We start from the raw sequence: 23,906 nt of genomic DNA on the forward strand, positions 1-23,906 counted from the left end.
GTTATGAGTTATGAGTTATGAGTTATGAGTTATGAGTTATGAGTTATGAGTTATGAGTTATGAGTTTTGAGTTTTGAGTTGAATGAAGTGGAGTAGTCTTTTATTTATATTACTGTAGAGACGCACTGCAGTGCGTCTTTTCATTTGTGTGAAATTGTATTTATTGTTGAAAAAAAAACGCATTTCTAAAACTAAGAAATGCGGTAGTGTATTTTAAAATTGATTTTTATTTATTGAACCTGTTTTTTATAAATCGAATATATAGCATCAATAGTTTTTCTGTCTAAAACCGATGTTACATCAGTTTGAATATAATGCAGTTTAAATGCCTGAATTGCCGCTGTCAAATTTTTAGTGTTGTAACCGATAATTCTCAATGCGGGTTCAATTTTAAAATCAAACGGCGCTGGTTCTAAGACTTCGTCTGGCCAGATTCCAAATCCTTTTTCAGCTAAGGTTTTCCATGGGAACAAGGCGCTTGGATCTTGTTTTCTTCCAGGAGCAATATCTGCGTGACCCAAAAAGTTCTGTGTCGGAATATTGTAATCCTTTTTTAATTTGGTCAACAAAGCTACCAAACTGCTAATTTGAGCTTCTGTAAAAGGCTTAAATCCGTTATTGTCTAACTCAATACCAATAGAGCAAGAGTTAAGATCGGTTGTTTTTCCCCAAGTAGAATTTCCGGCATGCCAAGCTCTTAAATAATCATTAAGCATTTGCACTACTTTTCCGTTTTCAGAAATGACATAATGTGCACTTACCTGAGTCTTGGTTTTTGTGAAAGTGTTAATTGTCTGCTGGAGAGAATCTTGCGCGGTATGATGAATAATTACGAAGCTTGGTTTTCTTAAATTGAAATTTACCGTACCAATCCATTCGGTATTAATTCCGTTTTGTAAATAAGTAGAATTTGTCTTAGATAAAGTGTCTTTTACAATTCTCAACTGCTGCGCATACGAAGTATCAATAACAACAGGTGAAACTGCTGGAATTGGTTTAGCTTCTTTACTTGTAATCTGGTTTTCCAAATTTTTCAGCTGCTGATCATAAGCTTTTTCAGTATTCTTGTACGGATTTGTAGAACAAGCACTGACAATAACTGCTAAAATCAGATAACAAAAATTTTTTTTTGTCATAATTCGTTGTTTTATAGGTTAATAACGATTATTCTGATATTTTCGTATCTGGAGTTTCTTTTACTTCTTTTGAGTCTTTAGAATCTTTATCTTTTTTCTTCTTAGATTTTGTCTTTTTTATATCTTTTAACGTATCCATGAAAGTTTTGTACTTTTCAATTTGATCTGGATTCAAAAAAGAAGTGATTTTTTTATCAGTACTTTCACGTAAAGCTTTTATCTGTTCAATTTTTTGCTCTTGGTTACTGCTTTCGTTTTTTAATAAAATACCTTGTTCTCTAACGCTATCCGCTAAAACATTTGTGATTGCAATTGCTTGTAATTCGTCTAAGTTTACCTGCGGTTTCATTTGTTCAACAATATATGCTGCAGTTTCTTCAGGTGGAGTCTCCTTAGGTTTGCTTTGAGAACCCTGCTGTTGTCCAGCCATCATGCTTCTGTCCATACCCATTCCGCCACCTCTTCCGTAACCATTACCATAACCACCACCGTAACCATTATTGTATCCTCCTCCATATTGAGCAGAAACAGTAAAAGTAAATAAGCCAAAAACTAAAATAAATAAAGTTTGAAAAGGTTTCATAAAAGTATTTTTATCTGTGATTAACAATAGTTCAGCGTAAATTTAAGTAGGTTCTCCGTATAAATCAAATTCTGTAGCTTCAATTATCTTGATATTAACAAATTCTCCAGTTTTTACATAATGTTTAGAAGCATCGATTAAAACTTCATTGTCAACATCTGGGCTGTCAAATTCTGTACGGCCAACAAAATGAGCTCCTTCTTTTCTGTCAATGATGCATTTATATACTTTGCCAACTTTTTCTTGGTTCAAATCCCAAGAAATTTGAGATTGAAGTTCCATAATTTCGTTTGCTCTAGCTTGTTTTACATCATCAGGAACATCATCTTCTAATAAATAGGCATGAGTATTTTCTTCATGAGAATAGGCAAAACATCCCATTCTGTCAAACTTCATTTCTTGAACAAAATCTTTCAGAATTTCAAAATCTTCTTGAGTTTCGCCTGGATAACCAACAATAAGAGTAGTTCTAATTGCCATTCCAGGAACTGCTGCGCGGAAATCTTTTAATAACTGAGTAGTTTTTGCCTGAGTTGTACCGCGTCGCATTGATTTCAAAATTGAATCGGAAATGTGCTGCAACGGAATATCAATATAGTTACAGATTTTAGGTTCACGCTTCATCACTTCCAAAACATCCATAGGGAAACCAGTAGGGAAGGCATAGTGTAAACGAATCCACTCAATTCCTTCTACTTTTACCAAAGCTTCAAGTAACTCAGCAAGATTTCTTTTTTTATAAAGATCAAGACCATAATAAGTTAAATCTTGAGCAATTAAGATTAATTCTTTAACGCCATTTTTAGCAAGACCTTCAGCTTCTTTAACCAGTTTTTCAATTGGCTGAGAAACGTGAGAACCTCTCATTAACGGAATAGCGCAAAAACTGCAAGGTCTGTCGCATCCTTCTGCAATTTTTAAATAAGCATAATTTTTTGGAGTTGTAGTTAAACGTTCTCCAAGTAATTCATGTTTATAATCGGCTCCAAGAGCTTTTAGTAGCTGAGGTAATTCTGTAGTTCCAAAATATTGGTCAACATTCGGAATTTCTTTTTCTAAATCTGGTCTGTAACGTTCAGATAAACATCCTGTTACAAAAACTTTGTCAACAAGTCCCTTATCTTTTTTATCTGCATATTCCAAAATCATATTTACCGATTCTGCTTTTGCATTATCAATAAATCCGCAAGTATTAATTACAATGATGTTGCCTTCTTTTTCTGCAGGAGCTTCATGTTCAACTTCTTTTCCATTCGCACGAAGCTGTCCCATTAGGACTTCACTATCATAAACATTTTTTGAACACCCAAGAGTGATTACGTTAATTTTGTTCTTTTTTAAAGACTTGGTTCTCATACTTTTATAAATTGGAGTGCAAAATTACACTTTTTTTATTCAAACCGCACTAGTTTGCAGTTTGTTTTAGCTGTTTTTTATGAAGTTAACTGATTTGGTTGCTTGTGTTTTTTGAGTTGAATTTAAAAACAAGTGGTTTTTTTGAAAGTGTAAAAAAAATCCGCCAAGGAAAAACCTGACGGAAATTTTCAATCATCTATTTTGATTTTTAATTACAATTCAAATAATAAAGTCATAGTAACATTGTTTAGTTTCGAAGTAATGTTAGCTCCGTCAGTGAATCCTCTTGTAAAGAAACCTTGATTTGAATCTCTTTCTAAATAAGAGTAAGCCAAGTCTAGTTTTGTAGATCCAAAATTATAACCTAAACCTGCAGAATAGCTGTTTAATTCGCCAACTGTAATTCCGTTTTTGTAAGGGCTTCCTTCGTAGCGATATCCTCCTCTTAAACTTAATTGTTTTATTTTGTATTCAGCACCAATACGAAGCTCTCCTGTGCTGGTTAAAGTATTGCTGATGTCATTATTGATTCCTCTGAAACCTGGATCACTTGTAGGTTTGAATTTGCTGTTTCCATAATTTCTTATACCATAATCAACACTTAATAAGCCAGACTTTCCAAAAACGTAAGCGGCGCTAAATGTCCATTTGTCTGGTGTTTGTAGAGTATAGGAATCATATACGTTTACAACATTTGGATTTACATTAGCATTTAATGCAGGTCCGCCGTCTGCTTGTCTTGTTGTGTAGATGCTTTGAGAAGTTTCGTCATATAGTTCATACCAAGTATTTGATTCGTATGCTATACCAAGTCTAAAAGCCTCAGTAACTTTTCCTATTGCTCCAAGTTGGAAAGAAAAACCATTTCCGTATGTATATAGTTCATTGTTGAAGCGTAAGTTTGAAATTGTTTCATATGGTTGCAACGGATTGTTATTGTCTTCGTAGAAACTAGTAGATCTTCTGTAATCGGTTATGTGAACATTTAAATTCGCTCCAAAATAAAGGCGATCTTTATAAGAAGTTGCAATATTGAAACCTACTTTACTATTGTAGCCTCTAGTGTAAACATCATTTTCTTGGTAATAATTTCCTCCAGGAGGAATATTGCTTAGATATTGAGTATTTTCTGGATCAATAGCAGCAGGGTCAATAACATGTCCCCAATATCCCATATATGCTTGCTGTTCTGTGTAATTTAGATCTCTGTAGTCTAATCCGTCTATATATTTTAAAGGAATGCCGTTTGCGAAATCTAAGAAATAAGCACCAACTGAATTTGTAGGGTTTGTTCCTGCTGAGAAAATTTCATTGTTGAAATTATTTGTATTTTCATAAGTGGCTCCAATTGCAATTTTATTCCAGCCAACTCTTGGGTCGTGATTTTTAAATACAAAAACACCCCCTGCTTGATTTAAGATAAAAGAGTTTTCTTTTTCTGAAGTTTGAGTTCCGAAGTAATTAGAATTGTTTTTGATGTTCTGATTGCTGAATGTTACGCCAACTTGATTGCTATTAAAAATCGCTGAACCAGCAGGGTTTACGCTCAAAGCAGATATGTCTCCTCCGACAGCTCCAAAAGCACCGCTCATAGCTCTATATCTTGCAGTTCCAGTAAGATTTTCTTGAGAATAACGCAAAGCATCTGAAACTTCTTGAGAATATGACGCGCTGACAGTTAGTCCTGTTATAAATAGGAAAAGTATTTTTTTCATTTTGATGAATTTTAGTTTGAATTAAGTGTGCTGAGAAAAAATTATCTTCTTCCTCCTCCGCCACCTCCGCCAGATCTCATTCCACCACCGCCGCCACCGCCGCTGTATGATCTAGAGCCGCCGCCTCCCATGCTAGGAGAGTAGCTTCTTGATGAGCCACTGCTGCTTGGGGTATAGCTTCTAGAAGAGCCGTTGTTGTAGTTAGGAGTATAGCTTCTGTTTGTTGTGGTATTTCCGCTATTGTCGTAAGATCTTCTGTTGCTATAGTTGTAATTAGAACTATTGTTGTAATTTCCTCTATTAGTAAATGTAGGGCTGGTAGTTCCTCTATTTAAAGTAGAAGTTCTTCTAAAATCGGTATAACTGTTAGATCTATTTGTGGTATAATTTCTATTGGTTGTGTAATCTCCTCTATTGGTAGTGTATCCTCTGTTAGTGGTGTAATTTCTATTGGTTGTGTAGCCTCTATTGGTGCTGTAATTTCTGTTATAGGCATAGTTTCTGTCTCCATAATAACCAGCAGATCCTCTTCTTCCGTAGCTGTATGAATAGTTATAGCCATAGTACGGATATCCCCATCCTGGATAACCCCAACCAGGGTAGTATCCCCATCCTGGATATCCCCATCCGTAATATGGGTAGCCCCATCCGTAATAACCGTAGCCATAATAAGGATAGCCCCATCCAAATCCAAATGACCATGTTGGGGTAGTGTAGAAGTTTACAGAAACATCAGAACTGCTGCTTCCCCATGCAGGATAAGCTACAGAGGCAGTTTGAGTGCTGTCAGAATAATTAGTATAATTGTCAACGTCAGTGAAAATTTCAGTTGGTTGATTGTCATCTTGTAGTGATCTGAAATATTCCTTGTATTGGTTATTTGTTCCATTTGCTACATATTTAACAGACGAACCACCATAAACTCCGTCATTATCATAATATGAGGAATTTTGGTAAGAACCACACGATGCTAGCAATAAACTCAATAATCCAATTAAGTAAAAATGATTAGAGTTTTGGCGGAGTGAAAGGTAAGTTTTCATATCTGTGGTGTTTTTTATTGTTGCACATTACAAAATTAGTTAGTTTTGTCAAACTATTTAGTTAAAATTGTATAAAACAAAATTTGTGCCAAAATATATAATATGAGTAAGAACCTTACTACAAGATCAGAAGATTATTCGAAATGGTATAACGAACTGGTTGTAAAGGCAGATCTAGCTGAAAATTCAGGAGTTAGAGGATGTATGGTAATTAAACCATACGGATATGCTATTTGGGAAAAAATGCAAGCTGAGTTAGATCGTATGTTCAAAGAAACTGGACATCAAAATGCGTATTTCCCTTTGTTTGTACCGAAAAGCATGTTTGAGGCGGAGGAGAAGAATGCTGAGGGATTTGCAAAAGAATGCGCGGTTGTAACGCATTACAGATTAAAAAATGACGAAGAAAGACCAGGTAAATTAATGGTTGATCCGAACGCAAGATTAGAAGAGGAGCTTATTGTTCGTCCAACAAGTGAAGCTATTATTTGGTCTACATATAAAGGATGGGTGCAATCTTATAGAGATTTACCTTTATTAATTAATCAATGGGCAAATGTGGTTCGATGGGAAATGCGTACACGTTTATTCTTAAGAACTGCTGAGTTTTTATGGCAAGAAGGGCATACAGCTCATGCGACAAAAGCAGAAGCTATTGAGGAGTCTGAAAAAATGATGAATGTTTATGCTGATTTTGCTGAGAACTTTATGGCAATTCCAGTTGTGAAAGGTTTTAAAACCGAAACAGAACGTTTTGCTGGTGCAGATGAAACATATTGTATTGAAGCATTAATGCAAGACGGAAAAGCTTTGCAGGCTGGTACATCTCACTTCTTGGGACAAAACTTTGCAAAAGCTTTTGATGTTAAGTTTGCTAATGCTGAAGGAAAACAAGAACACGTTTGGGGAACTTCTTGGGGAGTTTCTACTCGTTTGATGGGAGCGTTGATTATGACACATTCTGATGATCAAGGATTGGTATTGCCTCCAAATTTGGCTCCAATTCAAGTGGTTATTGTTCCTATATATAAGACAGATGAACAATTGGCTCAAATTACAGAAGCAGTTAAGGATTTGACGGCTAAATTGAGAAAATTGAAAATCACAGTTAAATTTGATGACAGAACAACTCAAAAGCCAGGATTTAAATTTGCAGAGTGGGAATTGAAAGGAGTTCCTGTTCGAATTGCAGTTGGTCCAAAAGATTTAGAAAACGGAACTTTTGAAGTTGCAAGACGCGATAATTTGACAAAAGAGGTCGTTGCTAGCGAAAAAATCGTTGAACATGTTAATGATCTTTTAGAACAGATTCAAACGGATTTATTTACTAAAGCATTAGATTATCGTAATACTCATATTACGGAAGTAAATAGTTTTGAGGAATTTAAAGAAGTTTTAGAAGGAAAAGGAGGCTTTTTATCTGCTCATTGGGATGGAACTGCTGAGACAGAAGAGAAGATAAAAGAATTGACAAAAGCGACAATTCGATGCATCCCTTTAGATGCTGTTGAAGAGGCGGGAACCTGTGTGTTTACTGGGAATCCATCGTCTAAAAGAGTGCTTTTTGCTAAGGCATATTAAAAAAAAATATATTTTTTTGCATTAGGTGTTGCGCAAATAAAAAATAGATGTATCTTTGCATCCGCAATACAGAAGCACGGTCCGTTCGTCTATCGGTTAGGACGCCAGGTTTTCATCCTGGTAAGGGGGGTTCGATTCCCCCACGGACTACAAGTTATATTACATATTGAAAAGTTTCCAACTTAGGAGAATTTAGGTCCGTTCGTCTAGGGGTTAGGACGCCAGGTTTTCATCCTGGTAACAGGGGTTCGATTCCCCTACGGACTACAAAATTAGTTGTAAATAAGTTTTGTAAAACAAAGATTGGTGTCTCGGTTTTTGTTTTATTAGTTAAAACCAAAGTGATTGTCTAGCAATTGTGGGAGGTTTTTCTTTTTTAACTAGTATTTATAATAATTATTACATCTAAAATTAAAAGAAAATGGCAAATCATAAGTCAGCATTAAAAAGAATCAGAAGCAACGAAAAAAGAAGAGTTCTTAACAGATATCAGCATAAAACTACTCGTAATGCTATTAAAGCGTTAAGATTAGCTACTGATAAAGCTGATGCTACTGCAAAATTATCAACTGTAATCTCTATGATTGATAAATTAGCTAAAAAGAACATCATTCATGATAATAAAGCTTCTAACTTGAAGTCTAAATTAACTAAACATGTTGCTAAATTGTAATTAAAACAATTTACTGAAAATATAAAAGTCCTCCAAAAGAGGACTTTTTTTGTTTTAGATCAATAAAATTCCAATACATAAATTCCAAATTCCAATATCTGTAAAGACTGGGATTTGGAATTTGCTGTTTTGCAAATTGAAAATTTCAGTTTTAATTTTTGTTTGTTGAAGAATTTTGGAATTTGGAATTTAAGCTTTGGATTTTAAATTTTATAAATCAATTTTCTTTTTAAGGTATTCTAGCATTGGCTGTGTAATTGGTTTAGAAAGGAAATCTATTATAATAGGATATTTTTTTGCTTTGGCTAGATCTTCGGGGTCTATAGTAGAAGATAGTACGATTACGGGAACTGTGTTGAACTCTCTGTAGTCTGGAGAAGTGAAATGATCCAAAAACTCCCATCCGCTCATAATTGGCATGTTTAAATCTAAAAAAATTAATTCAGGCTTTTTTTTTGTTTTGTCTTTTGTGTATTTTAAGACATTAAAATGATGAAGGGCTTCTTCGCCGTTTTGAGCTGTAACAACTTCATGTGAAAATGAAGATTTTGAAATGACTTTTTTGCATAGCATTAATGTTATTGGGTCATCATCAATGCATAAAATCTGCTCAAGCATAATAATTAATTTTTAAATGTTATCGTAAATGTAGTTCCTTTATTAACTTCACTGTCAATAGAGATTGTGCCTCCCATTGTTTCTACCTGCGATTTTACAAGATATAATCCTAAGCCTTTGCTGTCGGGATAATTATGAAATCTTTGATAAAGTCCAAATACTTTGTCGCGATTTCGTTCAAGGTCAATCCCGATTCCGTTATCTTTAAAGGTTAAGATTGTTCTTTGTTCTATTTGTTCTGCTATTATGGATATTTTTAGTTTTCTATTCTCCGATTTATACTTTATAGAATTGGTTAGCAGATTTAGTAAAATGCTTTCAATATAAGCCTTGTTTGTAATAAGTTCAGGTACTTTGTCAAATTTAAGTTTAATTATTGGTTTATGTAGTTCAATTTGAAAAGATAATTGACTAAATACATTTTCAAAAACTTCTTTTAAAGATACTTCTTCTTTCTGCATAGAAGGGTTGTCTTTAATGATAATAACTTTTACTAAATCATTGATGGTTTCATTTAGCAAATGTGTTGATTTTGTGAAGCCGGCTAATATTTCTTCAAGCTCTTCATTTTCTATAGGAATGTCTTCTATTAAATTTAAAAGTCCAATCAAATTAGAAAGTGGTGCTCTAAGATTGTGTGATGTGATGTATGAGAATTGTTTTAAATCTTTATTGTTTTGGGTTAATTCTCGAATAAGATGTTCTTTTTCTGTTTCAAGTTTTTTCTCCTCTGTAATGTCTCTCTGTATTGAAATCCAATGAGAAATTACTCCTTCATTATTAAAAATAGGAATCATAGAGAAACGTACCCAATATTCTTCTTTGCTTTTGGTGTAAGTAATGGTTTCAATTAGGCATTCTTCTTCATTTTTTATGGCTCTTAAAAGTTTTTTTAATTCATCAGAATCTGATTTTGGCCCTTTAAAAATGTTGGGCGATTTTCCAATAATTTCATTTGACTGATAGCCTGACATTTGAGAAAATGCAGGGTTGACGTAAACTATTTTTGGTATTTTTCTCTCAGAAGAATTGGCTTCCGTAATTAAAATAGAATCTTTAGATTGCGTAATTACAGTTTCTAAAAGTTTTAATCGCTGTTCTTCTTCTTTTTGCTTTGTAATATCCTGAATAGCTCCAATCATTCTGATGGCTCTTCCATTTTCATCTTTCAATAAAAAACCTCGATCCAAAACATATTTGTATGATCCGTCTGCACATCTAAAACGGTATTGATCCTGCCATTTTTCAGTTTTTTGTTCTATAAAAGAATATAACTTTATTGACATTCGGATGCTGTCTTCCGGGTGAATTTTGTCAAACCACCATTTAGAAGTTTTACCCACTTCTGCTGGATCGTAACCAAAGACACTTTCAATTCCCTTGTTCCAATTAATACTGTCCTCTTGAATTTTCCAGTCCCAAATCGTATCGCTTGTCGCTTTCGCAACAATGTCATATTTCTCATTCGATTCTTTTATTTCTTCATTGGTCTTGTTTAATTTTTCAAAGATGGTTATGTTTCTTTTTTCGTTTTTTGAAAGAATAAGACTGAAAACCAATACTGTAATTAGAATAAATACGATGTCTTTTATTAAAGAAAGATATAAATATTCTGAAGAAGAAAAGTAGGTTATGAGTAATTTATGACATAAGACAGCCATAATTATCGAGATGATGGTATAAATAAGAGTAATTTGGAGAGCTTTACTTTTCATCACCTCAAATATAGTTAATTTAACTATAACAGAACGTATCTTAATGTCATTTTGAAAACGATATTTTTATGATTTATATTAACTAATTGATTGTATATACGCAAACTATGGCAGAAACATTTTTTTTTAAAAAATAAAGTGTACCTTTGCGCCCATTAAAAATCACAGATGGAATCTATTAGAAACATTGCAATTATTGCCCACGTCGATCACGGTAAAACAACTTTGGTTGATAAAATTATGTATCACTGTCAGTTATTTCGTGAGAACGAAAACACAGGTGATTTAATCTTAGATAATAATGATTTAGAGCGCGAGAGAGGTATTACAATTACTTCTAAAAACGTATCGGTTCAATATAAAGGAACAAAAATCAATATTATCGACACTCCTGGCCACGCCGATTTTGGAGGTGAAGTAGAACGTGTATTGAACATGGCCGATGGTGTATGTTTGCTAGTTGATGCTTTTGAAGGCCCAATGCCTCAAACTCGTTTCGTTTTGCAAAAAGCGATCGATTTGGGATTGAAACCTTGCGTGGTTATCAATAAAGTAGATAAAGAAAACTGTACTCCTGAAGAAGTTCATGAAAAAGTTTTTGATCTAATGTTCGAATTAGGAGCTACTGAAGAGCAGTTAGATTTCCCAGCTGTTTACGGTTCTGCTAAAAACAACTGGATGTCTGATGATTGGAAAGTTCAAACGCAAAACATTGAACCATTATTAGACATGGTTATTGCTAATGTTCCAGCTCCTAAAGTTTCTGAAGGAACTCCACAAATGTTGATCACATCTTTAGATTTTTCTTCATTTACAGGCCGTATCGCTATTGGACGTCTTGAAAGAGGTACTTTAAAAGAAGGAATGCCAATTTCTTTGGTAAAAAGAGATGGTAAAATCATCAAATCTAGAATTAAAGAATTACACACTTTTGAAGGTTTAGGCCGTAGAAAAGTGGAAGAAGTAGTTGCTGGAGATATTTGTGCTGTTGTAGGTATTGAAGGTTTCGAAATTGGTGATACTATCGCTGACTTTGAAAATCCAGAAGCTCTACAAACAATTGCTATTGATGAGCCAACAATGAGTATGTTGTTTACAATTAACGATTCTCCTTTCTTTGGTAAAGAAGGTAAATTTGTTACTTCTAGACATATTCGTGAAAGATTAACAAAAGAGCTTGAGAAAAACTTAGCGATGAAAGTTGGAGAAACTGATTCTGCTGATAAATTCATGGTTTTTGGTCGTGGTGTACTTCACTTATCTGTTCTTATCGAAACAATGAGAAGAGAAGGATATGAACTTCAAATTGGCCAACCACAAGTTATCATCAAAGAAGTTGATGGTGTTAAATGTGAGCCAATTGAGGAATTAACGATCGACTTACCAGAAAACCTTTCAGGTAGAGCGGTTGAATTCGTAACTATCCGTAAAGGAGAAATGCTTTCTATGGAAGGTAAAGGTGAGCGTATGATTATTAAATTCAACATTCCATCTCGTGGAATTATCGGTTTAAGAAATCAATTGCTTACTGCTACTGCTGGTGAGGCTATCATGGCGCACCGTTTCATCGGGTACGAACCATACAAAGGAGAAATTCCTGGACGTAACAACGGTTCATTAATCTCTATGGAAAACGGAAAAGCGATTCCTTACTCTATCGATAAATTACAAGATCGTGGTAAATTCTTCGTTGATCCAAATGAGGATATCTATGAAGGTCAGGTAATTGGAGAAAACACTCGTAGCGACGATATGACTGTTAACGTTACCAAAACGAAAAAACTTTCTAACGTACGTTCTTCTGGAGCTGATGATAAAGCTAGAATTATTCCAGCTATCAAATTCTCTTTAGAGGAAGCTTTAGAGTATATCCAAAAAGATGAGTACGTTGAAGTTACTCCAAAATCTTTACGTTTGAGAAAGATTTACTTAAGTGAAACTGATAGAAAAAGATACAAAATCTAATTCGATTTAACTTTCAATATAAAAATCCCAAATTCCAATATGGAGTTTGGGATTTTTTTTGTGTAATTTTTTCCGCCACGAATTCACGAATCTTTTTTTAATTAATTCGTGAATTCGTGGCGGAAAATTACCTAATCAGTTTGGAATTTGGAATTTCAGAGTTTGAAATTTATAAAAGTTATCTTTTTAAAGAAAAGTGTCCTTTTACATTTTTTCCGTTAACAAATAAAAGAGTAAACCAATAATCATCTGAGGGCATTTCTCTTCCGTTGAAAATTCCATTCCAACCTGAGCCATTCTGGTTCATTTGTTTTAATAGTTTTCCGTAGCGATCAAAAATAGAGATGGTATAATCAGGCATTTGGTCAATGTTCTTAATTACCCATAAATCATTAAATCCATCTCCATTTGGAGTAAAGAAACGCGGATAATCTAAAACATATATTTGAAACACATTAGACGGACCGCAGCCGTTTTTGTCTCTAGCAATCGCATTGTAAACTCCAGGGCTTATTTGCGTGAAAGTAGGATCGTCTTGAAAAACGGTTCCATCAAGGGAAAATTCGTAATTTCCAACTCCAGTATATTGAATCTTAACTGAATTATCAGTTCCAGAAAAATCTTTTACATCTGCTCCTGTAATTGTAGCTGGTTCAGATAAAATTACTTTGAATTTTTTAGTTTTTGGACATCCATTTGCATCTGTTACAGTTACGGAGTAATCACCAGCACTACTAACAGGGATTGAATTTGTTGTACTGCCATTATTAGACCATGTGTAACTGCTAAAACCTGTAGCAACAGATAATGTTATTTGTTCTCCTTTGCAAAGATATTGTGTTTCATCTTCAAAATTAGGAGGGTCAAAAGTGTTTACAATCAATTCGATAGGTGTAATGTCATAACAGTTTGAACCATTAGCAGCACGAGCATAAATTGTCTGACTGTTTGGCGTAGTATTTTTAAAAATATTCGGCAATTGATTTGTTTCTGTAACTGCATCAGAAGCTGTTAAAAAGTAATTAATTACCAGTCCTGGAGGCAAATCTGTTAAAACTTGAGGAGTTACTTCTGTTGCTAAATCAAATTGATATAAACCGTCTTGTGTTTCATCTTCATCGCACTTGGCAATTGGCGCTTGATCTGGAATTACAGTACTAGAAACATTTAATGTAATTTGAGCTATTGCACTACAGCCAAACGTATTTTCAATCCTTGCAAAAACGATTTGATTTGGCATTTTATTAGTATAGCGTTGCGGATTTGAAATTGGGTTTGTTTTGGCTTGTGCATCTGCTAGAGTTTCGTAATATCCTTGATTGATAATTTGCGAGTTGCTATTTTTTACAATATTAGCAACTTTGGTTAAATCAAAAATAGTGAAACCGTCTGCGTCATCATCACATTGCAGCAAAGAAGTATTGGTAGATTGAATTTGAGGTGTAAACTCAACGGTTATTTCTCCAACCGAAATACATGTTGTAGTAGCCAAATTTGCTTCAACTTTATATGTTCCTGTTGTTTGTACAGCATAAGATGAAGACGTTGCTCCAGGAATTTGAACGTAATTATTGGAAGCATCTTTTTTGAACCATTTAAAAGTATAAGCTGTTGAACTTATATTAGTGTTTAAAACGTAATTTTCGCCAAAGCAGATAGGATTATTATTAGCCACAGTTCTATCCTCACCAAAATTTATTTTTGTTACAAAACTGCCTGCCTCAATAAAAACTGCCGAGTTGTATTGTCTCGTAGCATCATCGGCAACAACCAGCTTTAAATGGTATTTTTTGCCAGGAATTACACTTGTAGAGGCATTCATTACTACAGTTTGACCTGCATAATTAATCGGACTTGTAGCGGTATTATATCCATTAAAGTAGTTTTCATTCACAGCCTGACAGCCAATAAGTGGTTCTCCGCCAGCACCATTCATGTTGTCTATTTTTGGATGGACTGTTGTTGCCGAGACCGCTGTAGTGGTATTAGGTAAAACAGCAAGATTTTTATAGTTTTCGCTGCTTTCAGATTCTTTAATTAAGAAAGCAAATCCGTCTGAATAAATGCAAGGGAAATTAAGTTGGTATTCATTCGAAGCAAAAATATAATTAAAGCTGATAGAGTTGGTCAATGCTATAAAATCAAATTCTAAAAATGTTGCTTGGGTACTATTATTAATACCTAAAGCCTGATTGAGATCAATATCACCATTCCAGCCTGGCACTTGTGTGCCTTTTGAGTCTTGCTGAATGTAAGGGCCTTCAGCTTTTTTGCTTGGGGAAGTGCTTAAAACTATTCCGCTAGAAAATGGAAAATTTGCATCTCCCGTAAAAGAGCCGAAACTCTGCTGGTTTGGAGTTGGATTTCCTGATGCATTGACACTTTCAGTATCGATACAAGAACTATTTATTAAAACATTCTGAATTAAATCGGCAGCTGTCGCATTAGAATTTACAGAGATAGCCTGTGCACTGATTTTATTACAAAAACAGCACAAGATGAAAGTTAGAAATAAAATTCTTGAAGGACTCATAGTAACAAATATACTACAAATCTCTATTTTTTAATAATTTGTAAGAAAAATATATGAATACATAAGTCCAAATTAAAACGATCAAAACAGCAAAATAATCAACGCTAAAGTCAGCATCTGTTTCAATTCCCATTTGCGTGCCAATGTTTTTAACAACAGATAATCTCGGGCCTGGATTGACAATTAAATTTGACATTGATTCTAAAGGAAAAAACTGCATGATTTTCTGATTTGTATTACTGTCAGGAAAAACTTTAAATGCCAAAACACCTTTAATAATACCTTCAAGAATGTTCCAGACCAAAAGAAAGCCCAGTGCAAAAGCAGAGCGTTTTACTAAGATTCCTAAAAACAAACAGAACGAAAAGAAGCCTGTCAGTTTTACGAAAAAGGCTAAAAGATAGTCTAAATCACTAAAGATAATGCCAAATTCTGTGTAAGAAGAAAAGCAAAATCCTAAAATTAAACTCATTATGAAAACAAAAACAGTAGATGCAAAAGCAAATAAAACTACAGTTAAGAATTTAGATAAAATAAATTCTTTTTTGCTAAGGCCGTCAATTAAGTTTTGTTTTAAAGTTCCGTAACTATATTCATTTGCCATCATTGAAACAATTACAATGGCTAAAAAGAATTTCATCCAAGCGGCAACATAAGTATTGAAATGCCAGATAAAAGGAAAATTAAAGATTCCCATTTCTGCCAAATGAAATTTAAAAGGGCCTATGTCAAATTTTATGGCCGCAATTAAAGCTATAAAAGAAAGTAATATAAAATAAGTCAGAGTTAATATTTTACTGGCTTTATTCATCCAGATTTTTTGCAATTCTATAGAGAGAAGTCTTTTCATGGTTTAGTTTTTTTGAGCGATAGCGTTTTTGGTTAATTCTAAAAATTGAGCTTCTAGACTGTTTTTGCGTTTTACTAAATGACTTAAAACAATGTTTTTAGAAAACAAAAACTGATTTAATTCTGAAGCAGATACATTAGAATTTAGGTAAACTAAAACTTTATCATGTTCTTCAGCAATTCTATCAACAGCAGGATGTTCTGCCAAAACAGTTTTTAAAACTAAATTATCATCGGCTTGCAACTCGAAGAAGCCTTCGTTAGAAGACATTCCATCAACAGGACCAGAATATAAAACTTCACCTTTTCTTAAAACAATTACTTGCGAGCATACTTTTTCTACTTCATCCAATAAATGAGAAGCAAGCAGAATAGTAGTTCCTTGCGAAGCAATTTTTTTAATAATATCACGAATTTGATGAATTCCTTGCGGATCTAATCCGTTGGTTGGTTCATCTAAAATTAAAATTTCTGGATCATTTAAAAGCGCCGATGCAATTGCCAAACGCTGTTTCATTCCTAATGAAAAAGTGCTGAATTTGCTGTCCTTTCTTTCGCTTAAACCAACTAATTCTAATTTTTCATTGACTTTAGAATAGTTGATGTTTTTGATTTTGCAAACCAATTTTAGATTTTGTTCGGCTGTCATGTACGGATAGAAATTGGGTCTTTCTATAATAGCGCCCACTTTTTTCAACGCATCATGAGTTTCAACATTGCCATCAAACCAGCGATAACTGCCAGACGATTTATTAACAACATTCAAAACAATTCCTAATGTAGTCGATTTTCCGCTACCGTTTGGCCCTAGAATGCCATAAACGCGACCTTTTTGTATTTGAAAAGATACATTTTTCAAAGCCTGAATTCGGCCGTATCTTTTACTTAAATTCTCAATGGTTAATATGGTTTCCAAATTTTTCTGGTTTTAGTTTTTAGTATGACGAGCCAATTTGATTTTTGTTACTTTAAATTCTAACTTTAAATCGTATTGACGTAAATTTGTAATAAAGATATTCAAAATGAGCGAGCCTTTAATGGTTTTAAAAAAACCGTCTTTTCCTTTAACACAACCACTTTTAAGTTATTTAGAACGATACGAACGTATTTCTAAAGTTTCTGTGTTTTATGATGACTTGCTTCGTTTTTCGGGTTCTATAAATGTGTATGATAAACATGATACAGATACGCTTTGGATTCGTGTGTATTACAGCGAATTTGAGCGTAATGAAATTGATTTAAATCTGAAGAAAATATATTCGCTTCTTCATTCTGATGGAAATAACGAAATTATTCAATATCTAAATGTCGATGCAATTGACTATTGCACTTTCGGAAATTCGAAGCCTTTTAGAATTAAAGTTCGAAATATTCTCAATGATAACTATGTCCATTTTTATATCAAAAAGGCCGATGCTTCCCGTATTTATGGATTAGAATTGGAAGATATTCTTTCGCCAGATAAAATCAACTTTTTGGTCTATAAAGACACTCTAATTGAAGAACATATTATTGGAATTCCTGGTGATGTTTTTATGGATACGCTGCTGGACAAATGCAGTGAAATGGAAAAAGCACAAATTGCTAAAGAGTTTGTAAAATTTAACGAACGCTGTATGATTCGGCTTTTGGGTGACATGAGAGCATATAATTATGTAATTGTCCCGATTCACGATTTTGATCAGGTGGTTTATAAAATTCGCCCAATCGATTTTGACCAGCAATGTTACGAGGGGAATTTTAAAGTGTATCGTCCGCAGTTTTTTAAGGAAAATTTCCCGATGATTCAATTGATCAAAGAAAAATTGGAAGAACGTTCGATCATTCAATATAAAGATGAAGAAAGAGCGATTTTGGCAAAGCGTATACATTCTGCCGAAACGAGAATCAAAAAATTGCTGAATATTATGTGCCACGATACCATATCAACACAGGAACATTTACTGCAATTAAAAATGGAATTATACCGTTATACAAACGATATGAAATTCAAAAATGCAAAATCTATGGGACACATCATGCATGCCGCTTTTGAGTTTATTACACGTAATTTTAAAAACACTAACTTAGTTTAAAGTTTTAGCCACAGATTTCACAGATTAAAAAGATTTTGGAATCATTATAATCCTTTTAATCTGTGGCTAAGTAAAAAAATAGTTTTATGAAAAAATCTTTTTTAATAGTTATTTCTATAGTTTTATTAGCTTGCCAGAAACAATCCAGTTCTGATTTAAAAGAACTTTATTCGCTTCCGAAAAAATTAAAAGAAGTTTCTGGAATTACGTATTTTCCTGAAACGCAAACACTTTATACGTTGGAAGACAGCGGAAATAAAAATGCTATTTACGCTATTGATTCTAAAGGAAAATTGGCCAAAACCATTATAATTTCAAACGCTACAAATGTCGATTGGGAAGATATTACAAAAGATAAAGCTGGAAATATCTATATAGGAGATTTTGGAAATAATGATAACGAAAGAAGAGATTTGTGTATTTATAAAGTGGCAAAAAATCAACTGAATAATGATGTAGCTAAAGCTGAATATAAAATTTCATTTTCATACCCAGAACAAAAAGAATTTCCGCCAAAGAAAAAGGAAATGTTCTACGATGTTGAAGGTTTCTTCGAACAAGGCGGTTATTTCTATCTTTTTACCAAAAACAGAAGTAAAGGTTTTGATGGAACAGCTTTTATCTACAAAATCAAAAATGCTGCAGGAACTCAAAAAGCAGTTAAAATTGGAGAATTTAAAACTTGCAATAATTATAATCATTGTGTTTTGACAAGTGCCACAATAAGCCCCGACGGAAAAAAAGTTGCTTTATTAAGTCATGATAAAGTTCTTTTGTTTAAAGGATTTAAAGGAGATTTATTTCACAAAGGAACTAAAACTGAAATAAACTTGAACCACTTCTCACAAAAAGAAGCCATCGTTTTTAAAGACAATAACACCTTACTTATAGCCGACGAAAAAACTAATAAAATAGGAGGGAAGGTTTATGAGTTTGTTCTAAGTCGCTAAGGTTCGAAGGTACTGAGGTGTTAAGAAAAATAGCCACGAATTCACGAATGATTTAATTTAAATTCGTGAATTCGTGGCTATTTTTTTTAACTCAAAGTAGAGAAAACCTTAGAATCTTAGCATCTCAGTATCTCAGTGCCTTTTTTAAAAACTATATGCCGCCCCAAAAATCAATCTTCCAACTTCGTCTGGAGATTTGAAATATGAGATTCTTGCTGTAATAATGTTTATAGCATTCAGCCAAAGTCCGCCGCCGTAATCTTGGTGCCATTTTCGTGATTCTTCGCCATCAAGCCAAACTCTACCGTAGTCAAAACCACCTAAAATACCATAAGTAAAAGGAACAATCGTTTTGCGGATTTTTCCAATGCTTAAACGTAAATCTGAACTTTGAGAAAAATATGAACTTCCTAAGAAACGTTCGTTTCTATAACCTCGCAAATCGGTGTCACCTCCCAGAGAAGCACCTTGATAGAATTCGTAATTATTGTTAAAAATAGCCTTTCCTTTAAGGTAAGTAGCTAATATCAATTTTCCGTTGTGATCAATCTTATGCGTAAAACCTAAAATACTTTCAAGAGTTGGGAAATTCTTTTTTGTTTCGTCAAGATTTGTTGTCCAAGTTCCTGCAAGCATAAAATACATTCCTAATGTAGGTTTCGCAGCAAAATCAGAATTTTTGAATACGTACTTAACCTTTAAACTTCCGTAATTCTGACTATCAAATACATCTGGATTTACAATTCCTGGAATATTGATATATCTGTTTTCAGTATCTTCAACGGTCATTCTCTGGAAAATTGGTTGAATGCTAAACTCACTTCCGTATCTTCCAACATGACGAATAGCGCCCGAAGCATTAAATTTTCTAATGCGAACACGGTTGTAATCCATTCCTAAATCATCATTATATTGCGATTCATTTCCGTAACCAAAATAGTTCATCGCAAAATTTGGAGTCGTATATAATGATTCCACATCAATAACCCATTTACCTAATAAACCTGGGAAATGTGCGACATAATTAAACTCTAAACCGCCAGTAGCAAAATAGTAGAAGGCATTAAAAATATGTCTTTGCGTGTACGGATTTTGTTTGAAATTGTTAACAGTATAATTTACGTTAACTCCAACTTTTACGCCATCATCCGGATTATATCCAATGTTTGGAAGTCCCGCAATTACATTGTATTTAGGTTTTTCATAGTTATAAGCATTCACATCATAATCGTCTGTAAGTTGTGTTTGCGTTTTCGAATCAAGATTGTATGTGTTCTCTTTTGATTTAAAATCGTAAACAATAACCTTTCTTCCATTTTCTATGTTGTAAGTATCATTATTCTGACCTCCAATCAAACGGATTTTAATGCGAGATTTTTCGTTTCCTTTTACTTCAAAAACATCATTATCATCTAATCCGTAAATCCAAAGATTTTTGGTTTTATCATCGGTTACGTTTTTGGTATAAAGCAATTCATCGCCTTCTTTTTTGATTCTGAAAACCTGAATTTCAATTCTTTTCTTTACATTATGATTTAAAACAAACTTATCTTTTTTGTCTGTTCCCGCAATCATAACGGTTTTATCTAAAACATCAGAATACTCGCGTGCATATTTCTGAAGATCTTTTTTTCTGCTTTTTAGTTTTGATTTGATTTCATCAACCGTTTCATCCTGAACTTCTTTCGGCATGTTTTTGAAAGCTAAATCGATATCTGCATCTGTCAAATTTTCCTGAATGTATTTGGCTTGTTCAACCCATTCTTTTTCTCCAGCAGTTTTTAGAAATGCCAAATCCATTGGATAAGGTTCTCTTCCAAGCCATTTCACATTGATTCTGTCACCTTTAAAAGTTCGCATATGACGAAGAGGCGGCATATTCATTATAAGCGAAAGCAAAGCACCGTCGTATTTTACAAAAGCTTGATCACGGTCACGCGGAATAGGTCTGTAAATTACTTTTCCATCTTCTTTATATTCAGCCCAACGCCATTGATCATTATGACGATCCCAATCTCCTAATAGAATATCAAACAAACGGGCTTTTATATATTCTTTTTCATCGACAGTATATTTTTCATCTTTATGAAGGTTCAGCATCATATCATCGGTTCCGATGATGTTGCTTGGCTTTCCGAAATTTTTACCATCAAGATGATTATCTGCTGGTCTTTCTTCAACCATATATAATTGGTCTCCAAAACTTGCATTAAATTCGCCTAAACCATTTTGCTTCGGAATATAGTATAAAATTGGATTAGTATGTCGAAGTCCAATTTGATCAGACATGCTTCCGATTGCGAAAGAAGAGTAAGGGTGAGAAGTCGTGTAAAAATCAAATAAGAAATCCTCGGCGTAGGTCTTTTCAAATTCATTCACCACATATTGATCTTTAAAAGCTACTGATTGTAAAAATGTTGTCGCACTTTTTTTCATAGCGCGCATCACGTACTCACGTCCTTGAGGATCTGACATTCTCAATGAAATTGACTGATGTCCTCCGCCTTCGCGAATTGGTTTCAATCCGCCTTTTAAAGTGTCAACCGTTGCAGTTGTAGCTTCAATAGGCATACTATAATATTTTCTATAATGCTGACCGAATAAAAATCTATGAAACGCACTTTTTTGAGTCATTTTTGGAGAATAAATCGAAGTGGTAACCGTTGCAGGAAACTTGTTCGGAATATCTGAAGCCCAGTTAATTTCTTTGGCCTTTATAATTTCGCGTTCAAAAAGCAACTTTTCTTTGCCATTTTCATTTCCGTAAAAAGAAACTTTTGCATCTCCGCTTTTAAACATGGTTAGTGTCACATAACCATTTCCGCCATATGAAAAATCGTACGGACTAATAGCTCGCGCAGCTTCCGATTTTGATCCCGCACCGCTGATAATCTGCTGAATATTTTCTTTGCTGATATATTGTAGGTTATGATCGTGACCCGAAACTACAATTACATTTTTCTGCTTTTGCAGAAGCGTTTTAATTCTTTTAGTATAAATCGTATATTGTTTATTCTGGATATCCTGCGGATTTACGCCAGAAGTTTTTCGCAATAAATTAATGAATGAACCAATTATTGGAAGCGGAATTTTTTGCTCTAAAGGAAATAATTGTTTTTCTAATGAAAATTGTCCACCATGTGTTCCGTTGCTTAATAGTGGATGATGAATCGCTAAAACAACTGTCTTTTCTTGATTTTTGTTTAGAAGACCTTCTAGCTCTTCAAAAAAGGCTTCTCTGGTTTTGATTTCGCAATTATCATTTATAGTTGGATGATCATTCCAATCTTCGAGAAACCATTCACTATCAACAGCTATCAAAGTACTGGTGCTGTCAATTTTTACGTTTTCAATTGGACAGGATTTCCTTGGAAGAAAACTTTTTTTATCATTTAAATATTTTGTTACAAAATCAGCCTGACGTTCTAGACCTTTGATACCGCTATACCAATCATGATTTCCTGGAATTACGATTGTTTTTCCTTTATAGCCTTCAGTCAATTTTAATTGATTAGTCAGTTTGGTCTCTGCTAAAGCCTTGTCTTCTGGATGCTTATCACTAGGAAAGCCCTTCGGGTAAATGTTGTCACCTAAGAAAAGAAGCGTCGATTTTTTACTCGCTTTCTTAAGTTTTTGATGCAGAAGTTCTAGCGTTTGTTGCGCCTGTTCTTCATCGGCATTTCCAGCATCGCCAACAAGGAAAAAAGTATGTGCAATTTTTATGGTATCTGTTGCGTTTTCTGTTTCGTTGGCACTAACATTTTTTCCGTATTGAGGTTTGCGCGTTGCACAGGAATAAACGATGAATAGTGCTATTATTGCTAATAAACAGTTTTTAATCTTAGCAATAAAATGATTATCCAAAAACAATTTCATAATTTAGTGGTATAAAAATATTCTTTATGAATCTAATAGAACAATCCGAAGATTTCGTGAGTAATTTACTCAAAGATAAACTTTCTAATTTATATTCTTACCATAATTTTAATCATACTTTTACGGTTGTTACAGCAGTTAAAGAACTTTGTAAAAAAGAAGATGTAAGCGGAGAGGATAAGGAAGCCCTTTTGGTTGCGGCATGGTTTCATGATAGTGGATACATTGAAGGATATGAAAATCATGAAAAGAAGAGTACTGAAATTGCTGCTACCTTTCTGCGAGAAAAAGGAAAATCGGAAGAATTTATAGCTTTAGTTTCAAGTTTAATTCTGGCTACAGTCAAAGATTATGAACCTAGAACACACTTAGAAAAGATTATTCGTGATGCAGATTATGCCCATTTGATGGGAGCTGAATATGCCACAACTTGTGAATTATTGCGTTTGGAATTAAAAAACGCAGGAATTGTGAATTTCTCTAATGAGGAGTGGAGTAGAGAAAACCTCAATTTTTTATTAAATAAACACAGATTTTATACAGATTATGCGTTGAGAAAATGGCAGCCTCTGAAAGAAAAAAATCTATTATTAATTCAAAAAAAAATAAATAAGCAGGAATTGAAAGCCGCCGCAGCACTCGAAGAAGAAAATAAGAAGAAAGAGAAAGCTGAAAAAGCTGAAAAACCAGATCGCGGAATTGATACTTTATTTCGTGTCACTCTCGGAAATCATACGCGTTTAAGCGGTATTGCAGATAGCAAGGCCAATATTTTACTGTCGGTAAATGCCATTATTATTTCTATTGCTTTATCATCGATTATTCCGAAACTAGATAGTCCAAAAAATGCACATTTAGTTGTACCAACGTTTATTATGCTAATGTCGAGTGTAATTACGATTATTTTTGCGATTCTTTCTACACGCCCAAAAGTAACCTCTGGATTTTTTACGCGTGATGATGTAGAAGCTAAAAAAGTGAATTTAATGTTTTTTGGAAATTTCTACAAAATGCCTCTCGAAGATTATGATTGGGCAATGAATGAAATGATGAAAGACCGTGATTATCTGTATTCAACCATGATCAAAGATTTGTATTATCTTGGATTGGTTTTACAACGAAAGTATAATTTACTCCGAATTGCCTACAACTTTTTTATGTTCGGAATAATCATAACGGTGATTGCGTTTGTGATTGCTTTTAAGTCTATTTAAAGCTAATTAACTTTGTCAAAGTTT

The 23,906-nt window shown here is 33.7% G+C and carries 17 protein-coding genes and 2 tRNA genes; 8 read left to right on the plus strand and 11 right to left on the minus strand.

Features of this window, described 5'->3' with window-relative positions:
* Nucleotides 1-230: 230 nt before the first annotated feature.
* From DMB71_RS02225 to DMB71_RS02245, 5 genes are all read right to left on the minus strand, one after another.
* On the minus strand, nucleotides 231-1,136 hold the full coding sequence (locus DMB71_RS02225; RefSeq protein ID WP_111363279.1) for an N-acetylmuramoyl-L-alanine amidase: 906 nt from the start codon (nucleotides 1,134-1,136) through the stop codon (nucleotides 231-233).
* Nucleotides 1,137-1,164: 28 nt separating this feature from the next.
* Complete coding sequence (locus DMB71_RS02230; protein ID WP_111363435.1) at nucleotides 1,165-1,719, minus strand: hypothetical protein; 555 nt, start codon at nucleotides 1,717-1,719, stop codon at nucleotides 1,165-1,167.
* A gap of 42 nt (nucleotides 1,720-1,761) precedes the next feature.
* Nucleotides 1,762-3,075 carry a 30S ribosomal protein S12 methylthiotransferase RimO gene (gene rimO, locus DMB71_RS02235; RefSeq protein ID WP_111363281.1) on the minus strand — a complete coding sequence of 438 codons (1,314 nt, stop codon included), beginning with the start codon at nucleotides 3,073-3,075 and terminating at the stop codon, nucleotides 1,762-1,764.
* A 212-nt stretch (nucleotides 3,076-3,287) separates the two neighbouring features.
* Nucleotides 3,288-4,790 carry an OmpP1/FadL family transporter gene (locus tag DMB71_RS02240; RefSeq protein ID WP_111363283.1) on the minus strand — a complete coding sequence of 501 codons (1,503 nt, stop codon included), beginning with the start codon at nucleotides 4,788-4,790 and terminating at the stop codon, nucleotides 3,288-3,290.
* A gap of 41 nt (nucleotides 4,791-4,831) precedes the next feature.
* Entirely contained in the window at nucleotides 4,832-5,833 is a 1,002-nt protein-coding gene (locus DMB71_RS02245; protein WP_111363285.1) for a hypothetical protein, read from the minus strand.
* A 102-nt stretch (nucleotides 5,834-5,935) separates the two neighbouring features.
* Here DMB71_RS02245 and proS point away from each other — a divergent pair, with 102 nt between their 5' ends.
* The 4 genes from proS to rpsT all read left to right on the plus strand — a co-directional run bounded on the left by proS (nucleotide 5,936) and on the right by rpsT (nucleotide 8,087).
* Complete coding sequence (gene proS / locus DMB71_RS02250) at nucleotides 5,936-7,414, plus strand: proline--tRNA ligase (RefSeq protein WP_111363287.1); 1,479 nt, start codon at nucleotides 5,936-5,938, stop codon at nucleotides 7,412-7,414.
* 78 nt (nucleotides 7,415-7,492) lie between these two features.
* Nucleotides 7,493-7,564 (plus strand) — tRNA-Glu (locus DMB71_RS02255).
* Between the two features lie 45 nt (nucleotides 7,565-7,609).
* Nucleotides 7,610-7,681 (plus strand) — tRNA-Glu (locus tag DMB71_RS02260).
* Between the two features lie 154 nt (nucleotides 7,682-7,835).
* Nucleotides 7,836-8,087 (plus strand): 30S ribosomal protein S20, encoded by a 252-nt coding sequence (gene rpsT / locus DMB71_RS02265; protein ID WP_073417115.1) that lies wholly within the window; start codon nucleotides 7,836-7,838, stop codon nucleotides 8,085-8,087.
* Between the two features lie 210 nt (nucleotides 8,088-8,297).
* On the opposite strand, the gene DMB71_RS02270 is transcribed toward rpsT, so the two are convergent.
* The gene (locus tag DMB71_RS02270; RefSeq protein WP_111363289.1) at nucleotides 8,298-8,705 is read right to left on the minus strand and encodes a response regulator; all 408 of its coding nucleotides are present in this window, start codon (nucleotides 8,703-8,705) and stop codon (nucleotides 8,298-8,300) included.
* 5 nt (nucleotides 8,706-8,710) lie between these two features.
* Nucleotides 8,711-10,420, minus strand: coding sequence for a PAS domain-containing sensor histidine kinase (locus tag DMB71_RS02275; protein ID WP_111363291.1), 1,710 nt, complete (start codon nucleotides 10,418-10,420; stop codon nucleotides 8,711-8,713).
* Nucleotides 10,421-10,588: 168 nt separating this feature from the next.
* Between DMB71_RS02275 and typA the strand changes: the two genes are divergently transcribed.
* Complete coding sequence (gene typA, locus DMB71_RS02280; RefSeq protein WP_091492101.1) at nucleotides 10,589-12,385, plus strand: translational GTPase TypA; 1,797 nt, start codon at nucleotides 10,589-10,591, stop codon at nucleotides 12,383-12,385.
* Nucleotides 12,386-12,563: 178 nt separating this feature from the next.
* On the opposite strand, the gene DMB71_RS02285 is transcribed toward typA, so the two are convergent.
* From DMB71_RS02285 to DMB71_RS02295, 3 genes are read right to left on the minus strand one after another with little or no spacing between them, the layout of a single operon-like run.
* Nucleotides 12,564-14,918: a T9SS type B sorting domain-containing protein gene (locus DMB71_RS02285; protein ID WP_204251758.1), complete on the minus strand. Its 2,355-nt coding sequence runs from the start codon at nucleotides 14,916-14,918 to the stop codon at nucleotides 12,564-12,566.
* A gap of 13 nt (nucleotides 14,919-14,931) precedes the next feature.
* Complete coding sequence (locus DMB71_RS02290; RefSeq protein ID WP_111363293.1) at nucleotides 14,932-15,768, minus strand: ABC transporter permease; 837 nt, start codon at nucleotides 15,766-15,768, stop codon at nucleotides 14,932-14,934.
* A 3-nt stretch (nucleotides 15,769-15,771) separates the two neighbouring features.
* Entirely contained in the window at nucleotides 15,772-16,683 is a 912-nt protein-coding gene (locus tag DMB71_RS02295) for an ABC transporter ATP-binding protein (RefSeq protein ID WP_111363295.1), read from the minus strand.
* A 106-nt stretch (nucleotides 16,684-16,789) separates the two neighbouring features.
* Between DMB71_RS02295 and DMB71_RS02300 the strand changes: the two genes are divergently transcribed.
* A complete protein-coding gene (locus DMB71_RS02300; RefSeq protein ID WP_111363297.1) occupies nucleotides 16,790-17,842 on the plus strand; it encodes a hypothetical protein in 1,053 nt (350 codons plus the stop codon).
* Nucleotides 17,843-17,928: 86 nt separating this feature from the next.
* Nucleotides 17,929-18,792: an SdiA-regulated domain-containing protein gene (locus DMB71_RS02305; RefSeq protein WP_111363299.1), complete on the plus strand. Its 864-nt coding sequence runs from the start codon at nucleotides 17,929-17,931 to the stop codon at nucleotides 18,790-18,792.
* Between the two features lie 144 nt (nucleotides 18,793-18,936).
* On the opposite strand, the gene DMB71_RS02310 is transcribed toward DMB71_RS02305, so the two are convergent.
* Nucleotides 18,937-22,668 (minus strand): metallophosphoesterase, encoded by a 3,732-nt coding sequence (locus DMB71_RS02310; RefSeq protein ID WP_111363301.1) that lies wholly within the window; start codon nucleotides 22,666-22,668, stop codon nucleotides 18,937-18,939.
* A gap of 26 nt (nucleotides 22,669-22,694) precedes the next feature.
* Between DMB71_RS02310 and DMB71_RS02315 the strand changes: the two genes are divergently transcribed.
* Complete coding sequence (locus DMB71_RS02315) at nucleotides 22,695-23,882, plus strand: Pycsar system effector family protein (protein ID WP_111363303.1); 1,188 nt, start codon at nucleotides 22,695-22,697, stop codon at nucleotides 23,880-23,882.
* The last annotated feature ends 24 nt before the right edge of the window (nucleotides 23,883-23,906 follow it).

Source organism: Flavobacterium tistrianum (assembly GCF_003254545.1).
Lineage (GTDB): Bacteria > Bacteroidota > Bacteroidia > Flavobacteriales > Flavobacteriaceae > Flavobacterium > Flavobacterium tistrianum.